The organism is Variovorax sp. GW821-FHT09A10 (assembly GCF_059418385.1).
This window is the reverse complement of sequence record NZ_JBWKPT010000004.1, coordinates 315,706-334,652: the sequence shown is the minus strand read 5'-3', so window position 1 is coordinate 334,652 and position 18,947 is coordinate 315,706. Positions and strand designations below refer to the sequence as shown.

The following is an 18,947-nucleotide window of genomic DNA, read 5'->3' as shown; positions in this document are numbered from 1 at the left end:
CTCAGCCCGCCTCGAGCAGGCGGCGCAGGGCCTGCAGGTCGCGCGCGATCCATCCGGCATCGCGCGCAAAGGCCGCATCGTCCATGTGCGGCTGACGCAGCAGCGTGAACTGCAGCTCGCACACGCCGGGCGCCACGCCGATCACGCGAAACGGCAGGTAGACCTCAGGCACGCCTTCGGGCGCCACCCAGTGGTCGAGCACGCCCAGGTCGTTGGGCGGCGCAAAGCGCATGCGGGCCTCGCCGCTTTCGGGCGTGCGCACGATCCAGTGGTCGCCGTGCGGCACCAGCGCGCTCTTCGCGAGGCCGCTGGCCCAGTCGGGCAGCCGCTTCGGGTCGGACGCGAGCGCATAGGCGTCGCGCCATTCGCAGTGCACGCGCTGCGTGATGACGCGGGACAGGGCCGCGTCGCCTTCATTCGCCGTTGGGGTCGTCGCTTGTGTCATCGAAGTCGCTCCTGAGCACCTTGGACACGACAGCGCCCGAGAAACCGCGCGCCATCAGGAATCGCATCTGTTTCGCGCGCTCCTTCGCATCGGCGGGCGGCGCGTCGAAGCGGCGGCGCCACAGGGCCGTGGCGCGCTCGACTTCGGTCTCCTGCAAGCCGGCCACCGCCTGCGCGATGGCTTCGGGCGCGATGCCCTTGGCCTGCAGCTCCTGCTTCACGCGCAGCGCGCCCGAACGGGCCGCGCGCTGGTGCAGCACCGAGGCCACAACGCGCGGCTCGCTGATGAAGTCCTTGGCGGCCAGCTCGTCGAGCGCTTTCGCCAGCGTGCCGGGCTCTTCCTCGTGCTTGGCCAGCTTGCGCTCCAGCTCCGCGCGCGAATGCTCGCGCTGGCTCAGGAGGCGCAGGGCGCGGCCTTTGAGGGAGGGGGCACTGAAGGCCATTCGGGGGTGCTGGGTCGCTCACGCGGCCCACGCACTGCGCGAAGGGCCGCCTTGTCTAACTTACTCCGCCGCCTTGTCGGCCTTCGATGCCTTGGCAGGCTTCTCGGCCTTCTCGGGTTCGCTGCCGGCATCGGCCGCGAGCAGCGGAATGCCCAGCGACTCGCGCACCTTGTTCTCGATCTCGCGCGACAGGTCGGGGTTCTCGCGCAGGAACTCGCGGGCGTTGTCGCGGCCCTGGCCGATCTTCTCGCCGTTGTAGGCGTACCAGGCGCCCGACTTGTCGATGATCTTGGCGTTCACGCCCATGTCGATGATCTCGCCCTCGCGGCTGATGCCTTCGCCGAACAGGATGTCGAACTCGGCCGTCTTGAACGGCGGGCTCACCTTGTTCTTCACCACCTTCACCTTGGTTTCGTTGCCGATGGCTTCGTCGCCCTTCTTGATGGTGCCGATGCGGCGGATGTCCAGGCGCACCGAGGCGTAGAACTTCAGCGCGTTGCCGCCGGTGGTGGTTTCGGGCGAGCCGAACATCACGCCGATCTTCATGCGGATCTGGTTGATGAAGATGACCATGCAGTTGGTCTTCTTGATCGTGGCCGTGAGCTTGCGCAGCGCCTGGCTCATCAGGCGGGCCTGCAGGCCGGGCAGCGAGTCGCCCATTTCGCCTTCGATTTCGGCCTTGGGCGTAAGCGCGGCGACCGAGTCGACCACGATCAGGTCGACGGCGCCCGAGCGCACCAGCGAGTCGACGATTTCGAGCGCCTGCTCGCCGGTGTCGGGCTGGCTGATCAGCAGATCGGACAGGTTCACGCCGAGCTTCTGGGCGTACTGCACGTCGAGCGCGTGCTCGGCGTCGACGAAGGCGCAGGTGCCGGCCTGCTTCTGCATGGAGGCGATCACCTGCAGCGTGAGCGTGGTCTTGCCCGAGGATTCCGGGCCGTAGATTTCAACGACGCGGCCACGCGGCAGGCCGCCGACGCCCAGGGCGATGTCCAGGCCCAGCGAGCCGGTGGACACCACCTGGATGTCTTCGAGCGCCTCGCCTTCGCCCAGGCGCATGATCGTGCCCTTGCCGAACTGCTTTTCGATCTGGGCCAGCGCGGCCTGCAGGGCCTTGGCCTTTTCACTGTTGGCGACCGAGATGCTTGCGCCCTTGACGACTGCGTCCATGTGGAAATCTCCTTGAATATCAACGGTTTGTGTCGGGGTTCATCCATCTGCTTTTAACCACAGGCTGGATGCTTGAACAGTAGTGTAGGGGCTCATGGCGTTTCGCAAACCCACTTTAAAGTCAGTTTGCCTTACCATTTGAGGCCATGGCCGACCCCGCCTTTCCCACCGATCCCGACGCCTGGCGCCAGACCCACCTGGGCCGCCTGCTGGGCCATGCGATGCGCCGCTTCGACGAGCGCGTGCTGGCGCTCATGGCGCACGACATCGACGTGCCGCTGGCGCTGTCGAACCTGGCGGCGCGCGCGCAGGTGAGCGCGGCGCACATCCACATCACGCGGCACCTGGCGCGCGAGGGCTCGCGCCTGACCGAGCTGGCCGAGCGCGCCGGCATGACCAAGCAGGCCATGGGCACGCTGGTCGACCAGTGCGAGGCCTGGGGGCTGGTCACGCGCGGGCCCGACCCGCTCGATGCGCGCGCGCGGCGCGTGCTGTTCACGGCCGACGGGCTGGCCTGGCTGGACGCCTTCCGCCGCGCCGTGACCCAGACCGAGCGCGAGTTCCGCGCCAGCGTGGGCGACGAGATCGCCACCGTGGTAACCATCGGACTCGAAGCCTATACAGCGGGCTAGACTCGCGTTGAGACAAATGTGAACAGCGCCGGCATGGCGCCTGAATCCGCCGGAGGTGGCTCATGCGAATACTGATTGCCGAAGACGACCAGGTGCTGGCCGATGCCCTGCTGCGCAGCCTGCGCACCTCGGGCGCGGCGGTCGATCACGTGGCCAACGGCTCGCAGGCCGACACCGCGCTCATGACCCACAGCGAGTTCGACCTGCTGATCCTCGACCTCGGGCTGCCCAGCCTGCACGGCATCGAGATCCTCAAACGCCTGCGCGCACGCGGCTCGCAGCTGCCGGTGCTGGTGCTCACGGCGGCCGACAGCGTGGAAGAGCGCGTCAAGGGCCTGGACCACGGCGCCGACGACTACATGGCCAAGCCCTTCAGCCTGCAGGAGCTCGAGGCGCGCGTGCGCGCCCTCACGCGGCGCGGCATGGGCGCCACCAGCAACGCGATCCGCCACGGCCCGCTGGTCTACGACCAGGCCGGCCGCGTGGCGACCATCGACGGCAAGATGATCGAGCTGTCGGCGCGCGAACTGGGCCTGCTCGAAGTGCTGTTGCAGCGCGCCGGCCGGCTGGTCAGCAAGGACCAGCTGGTGGACCGGCTGTGCGAATGGGGCGAAGAGGTGAGCATCAACGCCATCGAGGTCTACATCCACCGCCTGCGCAAGAAGATCGAAAAAGGACCGGTGCGCATCGCGACGGTGCGCGGGCTGGGCTACTGCCTCGAGAAGATTCCCGGTTGAGCCTGCCCCGCCCGCGCAGAACGCCCTCAGGGCTGCTTGCGCAGGCCGACCAGCAGCGTGGCGCCGGTGTTCGAGCGGATCAGGAACATGAGGCTGCGGAAGTAGCCGTTGCTCTCGTACACGCCCGCCGGCACCAGTCCGATGGCGGCCGGCCCGACGTAAGAGCCGGCGGCGGCCAGGGTGAGCTCGCAATCGTCCTTGCTGGCCGTCGCGGCATTCACCGCCTTCAGCTTGAGCTCGTACATGTTCTTGGCCGAGCCGGGCTGCGCCAGGGCGACGGTGCCCGAGAGCGTGCACTGGCCAATCTCGGCGCCGCTCGTGCTGCCGGTGAACACGCCCTTGTCGTCGACCTGGACCGTCACGCCGAGGCTGCTGTCGTTGTTGGACCACGTGCCGGCCACGCTCGCCTGCGACACCGCCAGCGCGTTCTCGACGGTGTAGGTCAGGGGACCGAAATCGGCCGGGGCGCGGGTGCCGTAGGCATAGGTGCCGTTCATCGTCTTCTTCGGCGCGAAGGTGCCCGAGCCGGTGACCTGCGAGACAGTAGTGAAATAGAACTCGGTGTCCGCGTTGAACGACCAGTCGAGCCCCGTGACCTTCAGCGTACCCCACAGCGTGCCGACGGTGAAGCTGCGCGCGATGGAGCCGTTGGCGCCGACGAAGGCGAGCCCGCGCACGCCCGCGGCGTAGATGCCTTCGCTGTCGTTGCCCACCGCGGCGGTGGAACCGGGCTGCGGCGCACTCAGCGAGGGCAGCGGCTCGGAGCCCGGCACGGCGGCGCGGTTCTCGGCGGGTGCGGGTGCGGGCGCGGGGGCCGGGGAGGGCGCGGGGGCGGGCGCCGGAACCGGTGCGATCGGCAGCATCGGCATGCCACCGCCGCCTCCGCCACCTCCACCGCCGCATGCGGTGACACCCACGCTGGCGGCCAACACGGTCGCGGCCATCCAGAGCGGCTTGGGGCAGCCGCCCACTGTCTTTTGCTTCATGATTTCTTCCCTGATGTTTTTGAATTGCAGAAACTGCACGTCAAGGCTACAACCAGTCACACCTTGTCAATGAAACGTCACACCTGCGAATCGCAGTACTAGTTCACGCTCGCCCGCGTTCTTTCGCCTTGCCAGGAACTCCCTTGAAGCTCTTCCAGCGCGCCCAGCGCTCCCTGTTCGGCGAGATCCTCGACTGGATGCTCACGCCGCTGCTGCTGCTCGTGCCGGTGAGCATCGGCGTGACCTGGCTGGTGGCGCAGGGCATCGCCAACGCGCCCTTCGACCGTGCGCTGGAGCACAACGTGAAGGTGCTGGCCGAACTGGTCACGGTGAAAGAAGGGCAGACGCACTTCGTGCTGTCGCAATCGGCGCGCGAGATCCTGCGCGCCGACGATGCCGGCCACATCTACTACCAGCTGCTCGACGGCCACGGCACGCTGCTGCACGGCGAGCGCGACCTGCCGCAGCCCAACGTGGACGACCCGCCCGGCACCAACGTGGTCCTGCTGCACAACAGCACCGTGCACGGCCAGCCGGTGCGCGTGGCCTCGCTGTGGATTCCCAGCGGCAGCGAGGAGGTGCCGCCCTCGCTGCTGCAGCTGGCCGAGACGCGCGAGAAGCAGGCGGTGCTCGCCACCGAGATCATCAAGGGCGTGCTGCTGCCGCAGTTCGCGATCCTGCCGCTGGCGGTGCTGCTGATCTGGCTGGCGCTGGTGCGCGGCATCAAGCCGCTGTCGGTGGTCGAGGCGCGCATCCGCGAGCGCCGCCCGGGCGACCTGAGCCCGCTCGACGAGTCCTCGGTGCCGCTCGAGGTGGTGCCGCTGGTGTCGTCGGTGAACGAGCTGCTCGACAAACTCAACGACTCCATCTTCACGCAGAAGCGCTTCCTGGCCGATGCCGCCCACCAGCTGAAGACGCCGCTCGCGGGCCTGCGCATGCAGGCCGACCTGGCGCAGCGCGAGGGCGCCAACGCCGACGAGCTCAAGCAGTCGCTCAAGCAGATCGGCCGCGCCAGCGTGCGCGCCACGCACACCGTGAACCAGCTGCTGTCGCTGGCGCGCGCCGAGGGCACCAGCGCCATGACGCACTGCCAGCCCTGCGACCTCGCGCGGCTGACCATCGAGGTGGTGCGCGAAGCCGTGCCGCGCGCGATCGAAAAGCGCATCGACCTGGGCTACGACGGCGTCCAGGCAGGCGCGCCCGGCGTGATGGTCGACGGCAACCCGACGCTGCTGAAAGAGCTGGTGCGCAACCTGGTCGACAACGCGCTCAACTACACGCCTTCGACGCCCGAGCGCCCCGGCGTGATCACCGCCCGCGTGCTGGCCGACCCCTTCGGCCACGTGCAGCTGGTGCAGGTGGAAGACAACGGCCCCGGCATCGCCGAGGCCGACCGCGAACTGGTGTTCGAGCCCTTCTACCGCGTGCTCGGCAACGAGGCCGACGGCTCCGGGCTGGGCCTGCCGATCGTGCGCGAGATCGCCAACCAGCACCGCGCACGGGTCAAGCTCGAAGACGCGCACCCCGGCAAGCACCCGCCGGGCGCGCTCTTCACCGTGCGCTTCGAGGAGGCTCCGTCGGAATGAATCCGCTCGACACGCTACGCCAACGCTTCCTGGAAATCCGCCTCGACACCGACGTGTCGGACATGTTCGACTTCGGCGCCGATCTGCTGGAACAGGATTCAGCCGAAGCGCTCGCCTTCCACTACACGCTGCTGCACGACACCGGCATGGACAGCGAGCTCTATGACTGGCTCTGCCGCAAGTTCGGCGAGCGCGGCGACGAAGCCGAAGACCACCTGCTCGCGCAGTTCGACCGCGAGCCCGATCCGGCCATGCAGGCCACGGTGCTGCAGCTGCTCGGCGGCTTCAAGTACCGCAAGGGCCGACGGCTGAAAGAGACGGCGGCCCTCGCACGCGCCGCGCTCGCGTCGCCGCACGACGAGCTGCGCTGCAAGGGGCTGTGGGTGATCGGCTGGCTCGGCGGCACGACCGACATCGCCAAGGTGGTGCCGCTGCTCGCGCACGATGCTGTCGCCGCGAATCGCCGATGGGCCGCGAGTGCGCTGATGCAGATCGTGTTCAACCGCCGCAGCGCCGCGCCCCAGGCGCTCGCGCCCTTGCGGCAGGCGCTCGACACCGAGACCGATCCGGCCGTGCTCGGCGGCATCCTGGTCGCGGTGCAGGAAATCGCGGGCAAGAAATTCGGCCTGAGCTCGAGTTCACACGAGCCGCCGTCCGAAGAAAAACTGCAGGCCGCGCTGGCCAAGGCGCGGCGCATGTTCGCGCGCGCGGCTGCGGCCTGACTGGGTCAGGGCGCGGGCGTGCCCGAAGGCTTGGCTTCCTTGCGGATCTGCAACCACTCGGGGTGGATCTGCCGCGCCATGCGCTGCGGCTCGCGCTCGTCGAGCGCCGCGGGCGCAAGCCCGAAGCCGGCCAGGTCGCCGCGCGTCCACAGCCAGTAGCCCGCGTTGGCGGCCAGCAGGGCGATGAGGACCAGGCGCAGCTTCATGCCCTCGCTCAGAAAGACATGCCGAGCGGGCGCACGCTCACTTCGTCGCTCGAGATCAGTTGCAGGCCGGCGTCGGTGCGCACCTGCAGCTCGCCGCCCCAGGCCACGCCTTCGCACAGGCCGGCGGTGCCGTCGCTGAGCGTCACCTCGCGCCCGCGCAGCACGTCGCGCGCCGCAAAGCGTTCGGCGAAAGGCGCGAAGCCCTGCGCCTCGAAGGCGAGCACGCTGCGCACCAGCGGCTCGGCCAGCGACAGCAGCACCTCGGGCGCGGACGCGTCGGGCTGCCACTGGCGCAGCCAGGCCGGCGGCGTGCGCATGCCCTCGCCCTCACGCGGGCCGATGTTGATGCCGATGCCCACCACGAGGTAGCGCGCGGCATCGGGCCGGGCCGTCTGCGGCATCGCGGTTTCGATGAGGATGCCGACCAGCTTGCGGTCGTTCACCCAGATGTCGTTGGGCCACTTGAGGCCGACCTGGTGCGCGCCCGTCGGGTCGAGGCTTTCGGCCACGCTCACGCCCACGGCCAGCGACAGGCCCGACCAGTCGGCCGGCGCCAGCGGCAGGCCCAGCGAAAAGGTGAGGGAGGCGGGCGCCTCGGGCTGCTGCGCGCTCTGCCACGGGCGGCCGAGGCGACCGCGCCCGGCCGTCTGGCGCTCGGCCACGAGCAGCACGGGGTCGGTGCGGCCGGCGCGCGCGCGGCGCATCAGCTCGGTGTTGGTGGAATCGATTTCGGCCACGGCCTCGACCGCGAAGCCGGGCAGCAGCGGCGCGACCGTCGCGGCGATCCGGTCTTCGAACCAGGCGCTGGCCGGCATCGTGCCCATCGTCAGTCTCCGGCGGCGGCCGGGGCGTCGCCCTTGGACTTCTTCTTGCCGTCGGCCTTTTTCTTGTCGGACTTCTTGTCCGCTTTTTTCTTCTCGGCTTTCTTTTCAGCCTTCTTCGCTTCCTTGGCCTCGGCCTTCTTCTTCTCGGCTTTTTTCTTGGCCTTCTTCTTTTTCTTCTTGTCTTTTTCTTCGTCCTCGTCCTTGGGCGTCAGCAGCGTGCCGCGGCACATCTCGGAGCCGCACCAGCACGGGAACTCGGACAACAGCTTCTCGGTGTACGGCTCGTCGATGATCAGGCCGTAGTCGTAGTTCAGTTCCTCGCCGGCGGCGATGTTTCTCAGGGCCTTGATATAAACGCGCCCATCGACTTCGTCGGCCTCGCAGTTCGGCTCGCACGAGTGATTGATCCAGCGCGCGTCGTTGCCCTTCACGTTGCCGTCGATCACACGGCCGTCGTCGATGTGGAAGTAGAAGGTGTGGTTCGGCTGGGTCGGATCGTGCGGATGGCGGCGCAGCGCCTCTTTCCAGCTGATGACCTCGCCCTTGTATTCGATCAGCGTTTCACCTTCGGCCAGGTCCTGCAGGGCGAACACGCCGTTGCCATGGACGTCCGAGCGGCGCATCTGGATGCGCCGGCCACCGGAGCGCGTGGCGGCGGAACGCGCCTCGGGCTCGGTCACGGGGGCGGCTTCCTTGTCGCGGCCGGCGGAAAGTGGGGATTTGGAAGGCATCGCCGAAGTCTGTTAGGTTGAATATGCACACATGCGTGTGCGCGCGTGCGCACGCGGAAGCCGCAGAGTATAGAGAGCCCTCAGATGACAAAGACTTTGGTAATCGCAGAAAAGCCGTCGGTGGCCCAGGACATCGTCCGGGCCCTCACGCCGGTGGCCGGCAAGTTCGACAAACATGACGAGCATTTCGAGAACGACACCTACGTCGTGACCAGCGCCGTGGGCCACCTGGTCGAGATCCAGGCCCCGGAGGAATTCGACGTCAAGCGCGGCAAGTGGAGCTTCGCCAACCTGCCGGTGATCCCACCGCACTTCGACCTCAAGCCGGTCGACAAGACCAAGACGCGCCTGAACGCCGTGGTCAAGCAGGCCAAGCGCAAGGACGTGACGCAGCTCATCAACGCCTGCGACGCGGGCCGCGAGGGTGAGCTGATCTTCCGCCTGATCGAGCAGTACGCCGGCGGCAAGAGCCCGCTGGGCAAGCCGGTGAAGCGGCTGTGGCTGCAGTCGATGACGCCGCAGGCGATCCGCGACGGCTTCGACGCGCTGCGCACCGAAAAGCAGATGCAGGGCCTGGCCGACGCCGCGCGCTCGCGCTCCGAGGCCGACTGGCTGGTGGGCATCAACGGCACGCGCGCCATGACCGCATTCAATTCGCGCGACGGCGGCTTCTTCCTCACGACCGTGGGCCGCGTGCAGACACCCACGCTGTCGGTGGTGGTGGAGCGCGAGGAGCAGATCCGCAAGTTCGTCTCGCGCGAGTACTGGGAAATCCACGGCAGCTTCGCGGCCGAGGCCGGCCAGTACCCCGGCAAGTGGTTCAACCCCGACTGGAAGAAAGCCAACGCGCCGCTCCTGGCCAACGGCGAACCCGACGCCGAGCAGCGCGCCGACCGCGTCTGGAGCGAGCAGGAAGCCCGCGCCATCGCCGACGCTTCGCGCGGCAAGCCCGCCACCGTCACCGAAGAGAGCAAGCCCACCACGCAGGCCTCGCCCGCGCTGTTCGACCTGACCTCGCTGCAGCGCGAGGCCAACGGCCGCTTCGGCTTCAGCGCCAAGACCACGCTCGCGCTGGCGCAGAGCCTGTACGAACGCCACAAGGCGCTGACCTACCCGCGTACCGATTCGCGCGCGCTGCCGGAAGACTATCTGCCGGTGGTCAAGCAGACCATGGAGATGCTCGCCAACAGCGGCATGAAGCACCTGGCGCCGTTCGCGCAGCAGGCGGTCGACGGCAACTACGTCAAGCCCAACAAGCGCATCTTCGACAACGCCAAGGTGTCGGATCACTTCGCCATCATCCCGACGCTGCAGGCCCCGAGCGGCCTGAGCGAGGCCGAGCAGAAGCTGTACGACTTCGTGGTGCGCCGCTTCCTGTCGGTGTTCTTCCCGAGCGCCGAGCACCAGGTGACCACGCGCATCAGCACGGTGGAGCAGGGCGGCAAGAAGTACCCGTTCCGCACCGACGGCAAGGTGCTGGTCAAGCCGGGCTGGCTCGCCATCTACGGCAAGGAAGCCCAGGACGACGAGAAGGAAGACGACAAGGACGGCAAGCGCCTCGTGCCGGTGAAGCCGGGCGAGATCGTGAACACCGAGTCGGCCGACCTCAAGGGCCTGAAGACGCGTCCGCCCGCACGCTATTCGGAAGCCACGCTGCTGGGCGCCATGGAAGGCGCCGGCAAGACCATCGACGACGACGAGCTGCGCGAGGCCATGCAGGAGAAGGGCCTGGGCACGCCAGCCACGCGCGCGGCCACCATCGAAGGGCTGATCGCCGAGAAGTACATGCTGCGCGAAGGCCGCGAGCTCATTCCGACCGCCAAGGCCTTCCAGCTCATGACGCTGCTGCGCGGCCTGGGCGTGGAAGAACTCTCCAAGGCCGAGCTCACGGGCGAGTGGGAGTACAAGCTCGCGCAGATGGAGAAGGGCGCCCTGAGCCGCGACGCCTTCATGCGCGAGATCGCCGAGATGACGGAGCACATCGTCAAGAAGGCCAAGGAGTACGACCGCGACACCGTGCCCGGCGACTACGCCACGCTCGCCACGCCCTGCCCCAACTGCGGCGGCGTGGTGAAGGAAAACTACCGCCGCTACGGCTGCACCGGCAAGAGCGGCACGGGCGAAGATGCCTGCGGCTTCTCGTTCGGCAAGTCGCCGGCCGGGCGCACCTTCGAGGTGGTCGAGGCCGAGGCGTTGGTGCGCGACAAGCACATCGGCCCGCTCGACGGCTTCCGCTCCAAGGCGGGCTGGCCCTTCACGGCCGAGATCATCCTCAAGTACGACGAGGAAGAAGCGAAGAACTGGAAGCTCGAGTTCGACTTCGGCGACGACAAGAACGCCGAGAGCGGCGAGATCGTCGACTTCAGCCAGCAGGACACCGTGGGCCCCTGCCCGGTGTGCGGCGCGCCGGTGTTCGATCACGGCAGCAACTACGTCTGCGAGAAGTCGGTGCCGACGAACGAGCAGCCGACCCCCAGCTGCACCTTCAAGACCGGCAAGATCATCCTGCAGCAACCGGTGGAGCGCGACCAGATGGAAAAGCTGCTCGCCACCGGCAAGACCGACCTGCTCGACAAGTTCGTCTCGATGCGCACGCGCCGCGCCTTCAAGGCCTTCCTCACGTGGAACGCCGAAGAAGGCAAGGTGACCTTCGAGTTCGCACCACGCGAAGGCGGCAGCAAGTTCCCGCCGCGCAAGACCTTCGGCAAGCCGGCCGCGAAGACCGCGGCGGCCAAGAAGGTCGCGGCGAAGAAGACGCCTGCTGCCAAGAAGGCACCGGCCGAGAAGAAGGCGGCCAAGCCGCGCAAGCCGGGCGCGGGCCTCAAGCCCAGCGACTCGCTGGCCGCGGTGATCGGCGCCGAACCAGTGGCGCGCACCGAGGTCATCAAGAAGCTGTGGGACTACATCAAGGCCAACGGCCTGCAGGACGCGACCAACAAGCGCGCGATCAACGCCGACGCCAAGCTGAAACCCGTGTTCGGCAAGGACCAGGTGACGATGTTCGAACTCGCGGGCATCGTGGGCAAGCACCTCTCGGCGCCCGACGCGGCCTGACAACGCATGCAGCGCAGACACCTCGCCACCGCGCTGTGTGCAGCGATGCTGCTGGGCGGTGCGGGCCTGGCCCAGGCCGCCACGTGGCCTGACAAGCCCGTCAAGCTGGTCGTGCCTTTCCCGCCGGGGCAGGCCACCGACATCTTTGCCCGCGCGCTCGCCGAACAGCTCGGCAAGCGGCTGGGCCAGCCCGTGATCGTCGACAACAAGGCGGGCGCGGGCAGCAACATCGGCACCGAGTTCGTGGTGCGCGCACCGCCCGACGGCTACACGCTGGTGGTGGCGGGCAGCGCGATGGCGGTGAACCAGACGCTCTACGCCAAGCCGGGCTTCGACCCGCGCAAGGACCTGGTCGGCATCTCGCTCATCGCGAAGGTGCCGCTGGTGTTCCTGGCCACGCCCGAGAGCGGCATCCGCACGCTGGCCGAGCTCACGGCACGCGCCAAGGCCGAGCCCGGCAAGCTCAGCTACGCGAGCGCCGGCATCGGCGGCACGCAGCACCTGTCGGGCGAAATGTACAAATCGGCGGCGCATGTGTTCATCACGCACATTCCGTACCGGGGCAGCGGGCCGGCACAGGCGGACTTCCTGGGCAACCAGGTGCCGCTGATGGTCGACTCGGTGACGGCCGCGCTGCCGCACATCAAGGCGGGCAAGGCGGTGGCGCTGGCGGTGACGTCGACCACGCGCTCGTCGCAACTGCCCGAGGTGCCTGCCGTGCGCGAGACCGGCGTGGCCGGCACGAAGAACTTCGAAGCCGTGGGCTGGCTCGGCCTGATGGCGCCGCGCGGCACGCCGCCCGAGATCGTGGCGCGGCTGAACCACGAAGTGACCGACATCCTGAAGAGCGAGCAGATGGCGCGCTTCATCCGCGACCGGGGCTCCGAGCCGGCGCCGACGACCGGCGCCGAATTCGATCGCTTCGTGGCGAGCGAGATCGGGCTCTGGGGTGCGGCGGTGAAGGCCTCGGGCGCCAAGCCCGAGTAACCCCTGCTCAGTTCTGCGCGACCGGCGGCAGCGCCGTCGCTTCCCCGCTGCGGTCGACCTCGGCCAGCAGCCAGTGGCGGAAATGATCCAGCGTGGCCAGCTGGCCGCGCCCCTCGGGGTAGCAGAACCAGTAGCCCTCGCTGCCCCGGTAGCCGCCGTTGGGCAGCGGCTCTTCCACCAGCCCCGACGTGATCTCGTCCTGCACCAGGCAGCGCGGCACCAGCGCCACGCCCATGCCGGCCATGACGGCGCGGATCATGGTCTGGAACTGGTCGAACTGCAGGCCGGCCAGCGGGTCGAGCCCGCGCACGCCGTGCGCCTCGCTCCAGTGCTGCCACGACTGCGGCACGCTCACATGGCGCAGCAGGGTGCAGCGCGCCACGTCCTGCGGCGTGCGGATGGGGGCTTCGGCCTGCGCGGCGCGCGGGGCGATCAGCGCCACGTCCTGCCCCGCGAGGTAGTGCGAACGCGCGCCGGGCCAGTGGCCGTCGCCGAAAAGGATGGCGCAGTCGAGCTCGGGCCGCTCGAAGTCGTAGCCGTGCACGAAGGGCACGAAATGCAGCGTGATCTGCGGGTGCCGCTGCTGGAAGTCGGGCAGGCGCGGAATCAGCCACTTGGCGCCGAAGGTGGGCAGGGTCGACAGGTGCAGCGCGCCGCCGCCGTCACCGCTGGTGATCAGCTCCAGCGTTGCCGCCTCCAGCTGCGCCAGCAGGGCGCGCACGGCCTTTTCGTAGCGCTCGCCGGCCGGCGTGAGCGCCAGGCGCTTGCGGCTGCGCTCGAACAGCGGCGCGCCGATCCAGCGCTCGAGCTCCTGCACCTGCTTGCTCACCGCGCCCTGCGTGAGGTGCAGCGCCTCGGCCGCGCGCGACACGCCGCCGAAGCGCACCACGGTGGAGAAGGCGCGCAGCAGGTTCAGGGGCGGGTTGAGGCGTCGCAGCGGCATGAGGGAGCCCATCAAGTCATTCCAGATTGGAATGATATCGGGTATATCCTTTGCTTCAGGTGAGCTGCAGCTTTGCACATTCACTCATCGTTCCATTGGAAGAACCCTCATGCAACGTCGTCATTTCCTCTCCACCCTGGCTGCCGCTTCTTTCGCCCCAGGAATATCCTTTGCCCAAGGCAAGCCGATCCGCCTGGTCGTGCCCTTCCCGCCCGGCGGCGCCACCGACATCACGGCCCGCGTGCTCTCCGAGCCCCTGGCCAAGATCCTCCAGCAGCCCGTGGTGATCGACAACCGCGCCGGCGCGGGCGGCTCGATCGGCATGGCCGAGCTGGCGCGCGCCACGCCCGACGGCCTGAGCTTCGGCGTGGCCACGCTGTCCACGCACGGCGTGAACCCGGCCGTGTACCAGAAGCTGCCCTACGACCCGATCAAGGGCTTTGCCGCCGTGACCGAGCTGGTGAAGGCACCGGGCGTGATCGTCATCAACCCGGCCGTGCTGCCGGTCGGCAGCTTCGCGGAACTCGTGAAGTACCTGAAGGCCAACCCGGGCAAGGTGTCGTACGCCTCGCCGGGCAACGGCACCATCGGCCACATGTGGGGCGAGCTGTTCAAGAGCAGCACCGGAACCTCGATGGTGCACATCCCCTACCGCGGTGCGGGCCCGGCCATCAACGACGTGCTCGCGGGCCAGGTGCCGGTGTACTTCGACCAGGTGGCCTCGTCGCTGCCGCACGTGAAGGCCGGCAAGCTGAAGGCGCTGGCCGTGTCCTGGAGCGGCCGCCTCGACGTGCTGCCCGAAGTGCCGACCTACGGCGAGCTGGGCTACGCGGCCAGCAACGACCCCTCGTGGTTCGGCATGATCGCGCCCGCCGGCACGCCGCCCGAGCTGGTGCTGCGCATGCAGCAGGCCGTGGCCACGGCGCTGAAGGACCCCGCGGTGCGCGAGCGCCTCGCGCTGCAGGGGCTGTACGCCTCGGGCACCACGCCGGCCGAGTTCACGAAGCAGATCGCGAGCGAGATCGAGAAGATGAAGAAGGTGGCCGCCTTCGCGCGCATCCGATTGGACTGACCGACACCGCCTATGCATCCAGTCCTGAAACTGATTCAAACCCGCGCCCAGGTGACGAGCGTCGCCGGGCACACCCCGCTGGTGCTGGACTCCCCGCACAGCGGCACCGTCTACCCCGAGGACTTCCGGCCCGTGTGCGAGCTCGCCACGCTGCGCCGGGCCGAGGACACCCACGTCGAGAAGCTCTACGCCTTCGCGAGCGACAGGGGCGCCGCCTGGATCGAGGCGCACTTTCCGCGCAGTTACCTCGACGCCAACCGCGACATGACCGAGGTCGACACCACCATGCTCGACGGCCCGTGGACCGAGCCGGTGTCGACCGACCCGCGCGTGCTGTCCAAGGTGCGCCTGGGCAAGGGCCTGATCTGGAAGCTCACCGACGAGGGCCTGCCGATCTACGACCGGCCGCTCACGGTGGCCGAGGTGCGCCAGCGCATCGACCAGTGCTGGCGCCCGTACCACGCGGCGGTGGCGCAGGCCATCGACGACGCGCATGCGCGGCACGGCTACAGCATCCACATCAACTGCCACTCGATGCCCGCCATTGCGGGCAGCCATGCCACCGACTTCCCGGGCCTGGCGCACGCGGACTTCGTGATCGGCGACCGCGACGGCAGCACGGCCGACCCGGCGCTGTCGCACAAGTTGTGCGAGCACCTGCGCGCATGCGGCTACAGCGTGGACTACAACCACCCGTACAAGGGCGTGGAGCTGGTGCGCCGGCACGGCAACCCGGCGGCGAACCGGCACAGCATCCAGGTCGAGATCAACCGCAAGCTCTACATGGACGAGGCCACGCTGGCGCTCGACGAAGCCGGCGCGGCGCGGCTGCAGGTCGACCTGCGCTCGATGGTCGAGATGCTGCTGGCGACCGACCCGCGCGTGGCAGGCTGAACACCGCCGCCCCTGCGGCGGCTGGTGTCTTTGTTACAGGGTGGCCGGGGGCCCCGGCCTATAGTGGGACGTCCTTAGTTTTCTGGAGTCCTGCCGTGAAGTCGATCCTTGCCGCCCTCGCCGTCCTTGCGACCGGTCTGCTGGTCTCGGGCTGCGCCGGCACCGCGCCGTCGCCGTCTTCGTCCTCCTCCACGTCTTCATCGGGCAGCGGCGTGACGGTGTTCGGCACCATCGACGCCGGCGTCAGCGGCACGACGAACAAGTCGTCGCGCTGAGCCAGAGCCTCAGGCCACCGTCGCCAGGTAGCCCCGCAGCGCATCGCGCAGCTGGCGTGACAGCGTCTGCAGGTCGGGCCGCCCGCCCGTGCCGATGTGGGTGTGCGCGACCAGGCCGTAGATGATGGTCTGGCACACGCGCGCTGCCTCTTTCTTCTGCGGGCCGTCGGCCCGCACGTCGCCCGCCGCGTCCAGCACGCCGACCCATTCGGCCACGAAGCGGTCGTACATCTTGCGGTAGGCCTCGGGGCTGGAGAGGTGGCGCTCCAGCAGGTAGTGCGCGCCCCAGGCCACGGGCTGCGCGCGGTGCGCGTCGAGCTGTGCATCGATCACCGCGTCGACGATCTCGCGCCACGGCCGGCCTTCGTTCGTGGCCACGACCGCACGCATGTCCAGCAGCAGCGCCTTGGAGCGCAGGTGCAGGCACACGCGCGCCAGGTCCTCCTTGTTCTCGAAGTATTCGTAGAAGCTGCCCAGACCCGTGCCCGCCACGGCCACGATCTCGCGGATCGTGATGGCGGCGTAGCCCTTCTCGACCAAAAGCCGAACAAAGGCTTCCTGCAAGGCCTGCGAGGTGTGGCGCGCGCGGGACTGGCGCGGCTTCCTCCTCGGGGCGGCGGCGGGTGCACGGGCGCCGGTCATGGCCGCCGAACCCGAACACCTTGGGGGCGGGTTGTTCCTAGAATTTTTGATCCCATCGAAAGGCATTCTGCAATGACCTCGCCCGACCGTGCCCCCGAGACAACGCCCCCCGCCGTCTACACCGGCGAGGGCGACACGTGGCAGCCCGACGCGCTCTCGCGCGGCCCCTGGGACCCGCGCGCGCAGCACGGCGGTGCGCCTGCCGCCTTGCTCGCCCACATCGCCGAACGCGCGGCGCCCGGCCCCGGCTGGCAGCTGGCGCGGCTCACGCTCGAGCTGGTGAAGCCGGTGCCGGTGGCGCCGCTGGTCACGCGCACGCAGTCGCAGGCCTCGCGCGCCACGGTGCGCGTGGGCATCGACCTGCTCGCGGGCGACACGGTGGTGGCCCGCGCGCATGCGCTGCTGCTGAAGACATCGCCGCTGACCTTGCCGTCGAACCTGCCCGCAGGCGACGCGCCGCGCGAACTGCGCCCGCTGCCCGAAGACTGCACCGAGCGACTGCGCATTCCCGGCCTGCCCGACGGCCTCTCGTTCCACCAGACCGCCGTCGAATCGCGCCTGGCGCAGGGCGACATCTCGCAGCCCGGCGCAGGCGCCGCGTGGTTCCGGCTCGCGGTGCCGCTGGTGCACGGCGTGGCCACCTCGCCCGCGATGCGCGCGGCGGCGGCGGCCGACTTCGGCAACGGGCTGAGCTGGGTGCTGTCGCCCGCCGACTTCCTGTTCTCGAACGCCGACCTCAGCCTGAACCTGTTCCGCGTGCCCGAGGGCGAGTGGATCGGCCTGCGCGCCAGCACCGAGATGCACGCCGGCGGCGCGGGCCTCACCGTGTCCCACCTGTACGACACGCGCGGCCTCATCGGCCTCGCGACCCAGACGCTGGTGGTGCGCGAACGCGCCGCCGCCGCCTGAACACGCCCCTCTTTCACCGCTTCACGGAGACAACGCCATGACCACCACCGGCATCCACCCCGACAACCAGGTCCCCGAGCTCAAGGACTACAACGTCTACACCAGCGACCCCGCGCTGCGCGGCGCGGTGGGGCGCGGCGGCGCCGCCTGGCGCGACGACGAGCTGGTGCGCCAGGGCGCCGAGTACGGCGCCGAGGCCACGCTGCGCGCCGCCGAGGACGCCAACCGCCACGAGCCCGAGCTGCACACGCACTCGCGCACCGGCACGCGCATCGACAGCGTGCAGTTCCACCCCGCGTGGCACACCATGATGTCGATCGCGCGGCGCAACGGCATCGCCAACCTGCCGTTCTTCGACGAGCGGCCCTCGGCCTGGGTGGGCTACGGCGCCTCGCTGTACATGCACAGCCAGATCGAGTCGGGCTCCACGTGCCCGACCACCATGACCAAGGCCTGCATCCCCGTGATGCGCCGCAACGCCGCGCTGTACGCCGACCTGCGCGACAAGCTCGCCGCCCACGTGCACGACCCACGCGACATCCCGCTCGAAGGCAAGACCTCGATGACCGTCGGCATGGGCATGACCGAGAAGCAGGGCGGCAGCGACGTGCGCACCAACACCACGCGCGCCGTGCCGGCCGGCCAGGGCCCGTGGGGCAGCGAGTTCCTCATCACCGGCCACAAGTGGTTCTTCTCGGCGCCGATGTGCGACGGCCACCTGGTGCTGGCCAAGACCGACGAGCACGGCTCCTCGTGCTTCTTCGTGCCGCGCTGGCGACCCGACGGCAGCAAGAACGCGATCCACATCCAGCGCCTGAAGGACAAGGTCGGCAACCGCTCCAACTCCAGCAGCGAGGTCGAGTTCAAGGAGGCCTGGGGCGTGCTGGTGGGCGACGAGGGCCGCGGCATCCCGACCATCATCGAGATGGCCACCGTGACCCGGCTGGACTGCGCGCTCGCCAGCGCCGGCTTCATGCGCCAGGGCTTCGCGCAGGCGCTGCACTACACGCGCAACCGCTTCGCCTTCGGCAAGGCGTTGGTCGATCAGCCGGTGATGACCGAGCTGCTGGCCGACATGGCGCTGGAAACCGAGAGCGCCACGCTGCTGGCGATGGAGCTGGCCTCGCGCTTCGGCTCGCCCGCGCCGCTGGACACGGCCTGGCGCCGGCTGCTCACGCCCGCCGCCAAGTTCTGGAACTGCAAGCGCGCGGTGGCGCTCACGGGCGAGGCGATGGAAGTGTTCGGCGGCAACGGCTACGTGGAAGACGGCCCGATGGGCCGGCTGTTCCGCGAGGCGCCCGTCAACTCGATCTGGGAAGGCTCGGGCAACGTGATGTGCCTGGACGTGCTGCGCGCCGTGTCGCGCAACCCCGACGACGCGCACCTCGTGCTCGACCACCTGCAGGAAGTGACCGCCGGCGAAACGCGCCTGCAGGCCGAGGTGCAGGCCCTGCGCCAGATGGTGCAGTTGGCGCCGCAGGACCTGGAGCGCCAGGCGCGCCGCTTCACGCAGCGGCTGGTGCGCGCGGCGCAGGCCGGCCTGATGCTGCAGCACGCGAGCCCGCTCGCGGCGGCGGCCTTCGTGTCGAGCCGCTTCGATCCCGACTGGGGCCCGGTGACCGGCATCAGCGCCGGCACCAGCGACCCCGCGGCGCTGGTGCGCGCCGCCTGGCACTGAGCACGGAGACGA

General features: G+C 69.2%; 20 protein-coding genes. 11 read left to right on the top strand and 9 right to left on the bottom strand.

What is annotated here, in order from left to right; genetic code table 11:
- Nucleotide 1 precedes the first annotated feature (1 nt).
- The 3 genes from AC07Q9_RS18250 to recA are packed head-to-tail and all read right to left on the bottom strand — an operon-like array spanning nt 2 to nt 2,057.
- Complete coding sequence (locus AC07Q9_RS18250) at nt 2-445, bottom strand: polyketide cyclase (RefSeq protein ID WP_095747316.1); 444 nt, start codon at nt 443-445, stop codon at nt 2-4.
- Nucleotides 414-887 carry a recombination regulator RecX gene (recX, locus tag AC07Q9_RS18245; protein ID WP_492743480.1) on the bottom strand — a complete coding sequence of 158 codons (474 nt, stop codon included), beginning with the start codon at nt 885-887 and terminating at the stop codon, nt 414-416. Before recX ends, AC07Q9_RS18250 begins: the two co-directional genes overlap by 32 nt.
- Nucleotides 888-947: 60 nt before the next feature.
- Nucleotides 948-2,057, bottom strand: coding sequence for a recombinase RecA (gene recA / locus AC07Q9_RS18240; RefSeq protein ID WP_062482792.1), 1,110 nt, complete (start codon nt 2,055-2,057; stop codon nt 948-950).
- 146 nt (nt 2,058-2,203) lie between these two features.
- Between recA and AC07Q9_RS18235 the strand changes: the two genes are divergently transcribed.
- Both AC07Q9_RS18235 and AC07Q9_RS18230 read left to right on the top strand, forming a co-directional pair.
- The gene (locus tag AC07Q9_RS18235) at nt 2,204-2,689 is read left to right on the top strand and encodes a MarR family winged helix-turn-helix transcriptional regulator (protein WP_062482795.1); all 486 of its coding nucleotides are present in this window, start codon (nt 2,204-2,206) and stop codon (nt 2,687-2,689) included.
- 62 nt (nt 2,690-2,751) lie between these two features.
- Nucleotides 2,752-3,426, top strand: coding sequence for a response regulator transcription factor (locus AC07Q9_RS18230; RefSeq protein ID WP_056575150.1), 675 nt, complete (start codon nt 2,752-2,754; stop codon nt 3,424-3,426).
- A gap of 26 nt (nt 3,427-3,452) precedes the next feature.
- On the opposite strand, the gene AC07Q9_RS18225 is transcribed toward AC07Q9_RS18230, so the two are convergent.
- The gene (locus AC07Q9_RS18225; protein WP_495311139.1) at nt 3,453-4,412 is read right to left on the bottom strand and encodes a hypothetical protein; all 960 of its coding nucleotides are present in this window, start codon (nt 4,410-4,412) and stop codon (nt 3,453-3,455) included.
- A 143-nt stretch (nt 4,413-4,555) separates the two neighbouring features.
- Here AC07Q9_RS18225 and AC07Q9_RS18220 point away from each other — a divergent pair, with 143 nt between their 5' ends.
- Both AC07Q9_RS18220 and AC07Q9_RS18215 read left to right on the top strand, forming a co-directional pair.
- Nucleotides 4,556-5,998 (top strand): sensor histidine kinase, encoded by a 1,443-nt coding sequence (locus AC07Q9_RS18220; RefSeq protein WP_489060584.1) that lies wholly within the window; start codon nt 4,556-4,558, stop codon nt 5,996-5,998.
- Complete coding sequence (locus tag AC07Q9_RS18215) at nt 5,995-6,720, top strand: HEAT repeat domain-containing protein (protein WP_495311137.1); 726 nt, start codon at nt 5,995-5,997, stop codon at nt 6,718-6,720. Before AC07Q9_RS18220 ends, AC07Q9_RS18215 begins: the two co-directional genes overlap by 4 nt.
- Nucleotides 6,721-6,725: 5 nt before the next feature.
- Here the strand turns inward: AC07Q9_RS18215 and AC07Q9_RS18210 are convergent, their stop codons facing one another.
- Genes AC07Q9_RS18210 through AC07Q9_RS18200 form a run of 3 tightly spaced genes read right to left on the bottom strand, consistent with a single transcriptional unit; the run spans nt 6,726 to nt 8,481 of the window.
- Nucleotides 6,726-6,926 carry a hypothetical protein gene (locus AC07Q9_RS18210; protein ID WP_062480380.1) on the bottom strand — a complete coding sequence of 67 codons (201 nt, stop codon included), beginning with the start codon at nt 6,924-6,926 and terminating at the stop codon, nt 6,726-6,728.
- A gap of 8 nt (nt 6,927-6,934) precedes the next feature.
- The gene (locus AC07Q9_RS18205; protein WP_495311135.1) at nt 6,935-7,750 is read right to left on the bottom strand and encodes a biotin--[acetyl-CoA-carboxylase] ligase; all 816 of its coding nucleotides are present in this window, start codon (nt 7,748-7,750) and stop codon (nt 6,935-6,937) included.
- A gap of 2 nt (nt 7,751-7,752) precedes the next feature.
- Nucleotides 7,753-8,481, bottom strand: a complete 729-nt coding sequence (locus AC07Q9_RS18200; RefSeq protein WP_495311133.1) for an SET domain-containing protein — start codon at nt 8,479-8,481, stop codon at nt 7,753-7,755.
- 84 nt (nt 8,482-8,565) lie between these two features.
- On the opposite strand from AC07Q9_RS18200, the gene AC07Q9_RS18195 reads away from it, so the two are divergent.
- Together AC07Q9_RS18195 and AC07Q9_RS18190 are read left to right on the top strand one after the other, a co-directional pair.
- Nucleotides 8,566-11,535: a DNA topoisomerase III gene (locus AC07Q9_RS18195; RefSeq protein WP_495311131.1), complete on the top strand. Its 2,970-nt coding sequence runs from the start codon at nt 8,566-8,568 to the stop codon at nt 11,533-11,535.
- Nucleotides 11,536-11,541: 6 nt separating this feature from the next.
- The gene (locus AC07Q9_RS18190) at nt 11,542-12,522 is read left to right on the top strand and encodes a Bug family tripartite tricarboxylate transporter substrate binding protein (protein ID WP_495311130.1); all 981 of its coding nucleotides are present in this window, start codon (nt 11,542-11,544) and stop codon (nt 12,520-12,522) included.
- A 7-nt stretch (nt 12,523-12,529) separates the two neighbouring features.
- On the opposite strand, the gene AC07Q9_RS18185 is transcribed toward AC07Q9_RS18190, so the two are convergent.
- Nucleotides 12,530-13,465 (bottom strand): LysR substrate-binding domain-containing protein, encoded by a 936-nt coding sequence (locus tag AC07Q9_RS18185; RefSeq protein ID WP_495311419.1) that lies wholly within the window; start codon nt 13,463-13,465, stop codon nt 12,530-12,532.
- Nucleotides 13,466-13,574: 109 nt separating this feature from the next.
- On the opposite strand from AC07Q9_RS18185, the gene AC07Q9_RS18180 reads away from it, so the two are divergent.
- From AC07Q9_RS18180 to AC07Q9_RS18170, 3 genes are all read left to right on the top strand, one after another.
- Entirely contained in the window at nt 13,575-14,537 is a 963-nt protein-coding gene (locus AC07Q9_RS18180; protein WP_492682101.1) for a tripartite tricarboxylate transporter substrate binding protein BugE, read from the top strand.
- Nucleotides 14,538-14,549: 12 nt separating this feature from the next.
- Nucleotides 14,550-15,431, top strand: coding sequence for an N-formylglutamate amidohydrolase (locus AC07Q9_RS18175; protein WP_495311128.1), 882 nt, complete (start codon nt 14,550-14,552; stop codon nt 15,429-15,431).
- Nucleotides 15,432-15,526: 95 nt separating this feature from the next.
- Nucleotides 15,527-15,706, top strand: a complete 180-nt coding sequence (locus tag AC07Q9_RS18170; protein ID WP_062480395.1) for a hypothetical protein — start codon at nt 15,527-15,529, stop codon at nt 15,704-15,706.
- Between the two features lie 9 nt (nt 15,707-15,715).
- Here AC07Q9_RS18170 and AC07Q9_RS18165 read toward each other — a convergent pair whose 3' ends face one another.
- Nucleotides 15,716-16,348 carry a TetR/AcrR family transcriptional regulator gene (locus tag AC07Q9_RS18165; protein ID WP_495311127.1) on the bottom strand — a complete coding sequence of 211 codons (633 nt, stop codon included), beginning with the start codon at nt 16,346-16,348 and terminating at the stop codon, nt 15,716-15,718.
- Nucleotides 16,349-16,420: 72 nt separating this feature from the next.
- Between AC07Q9_RS18165 and AC07Q9_RS18160 the strand changes: the two genes are divergently transcribed.
- On the top strand, nt 16,421-17,257 hold the full coding sequence (locus AC07Q9_RS18160; protein WP_495311126.1) for a thioesterase family protein: 837 nt from the start codon (nt 16,421-16,423) through the stop codon (nt 17,255-17,257).
- Nucleotides 17,258-17,294: 37 nt separating this feature from the next.
- Nucleotides 17,295-18,935 (top strand): acyl-CoA dehydrogenase family protein, encoded by a 1,641-nt coding sequence (locus tag AC07Q9_RS18155; RefSeq protein ID WP_495311124.1) that lies wholly within the window; start codon nt 17,295-17,297, stop codon nt 18,933-18,935.
- Nucleotides 18,936-18,947: the final 12 nt, after the last annotated feature.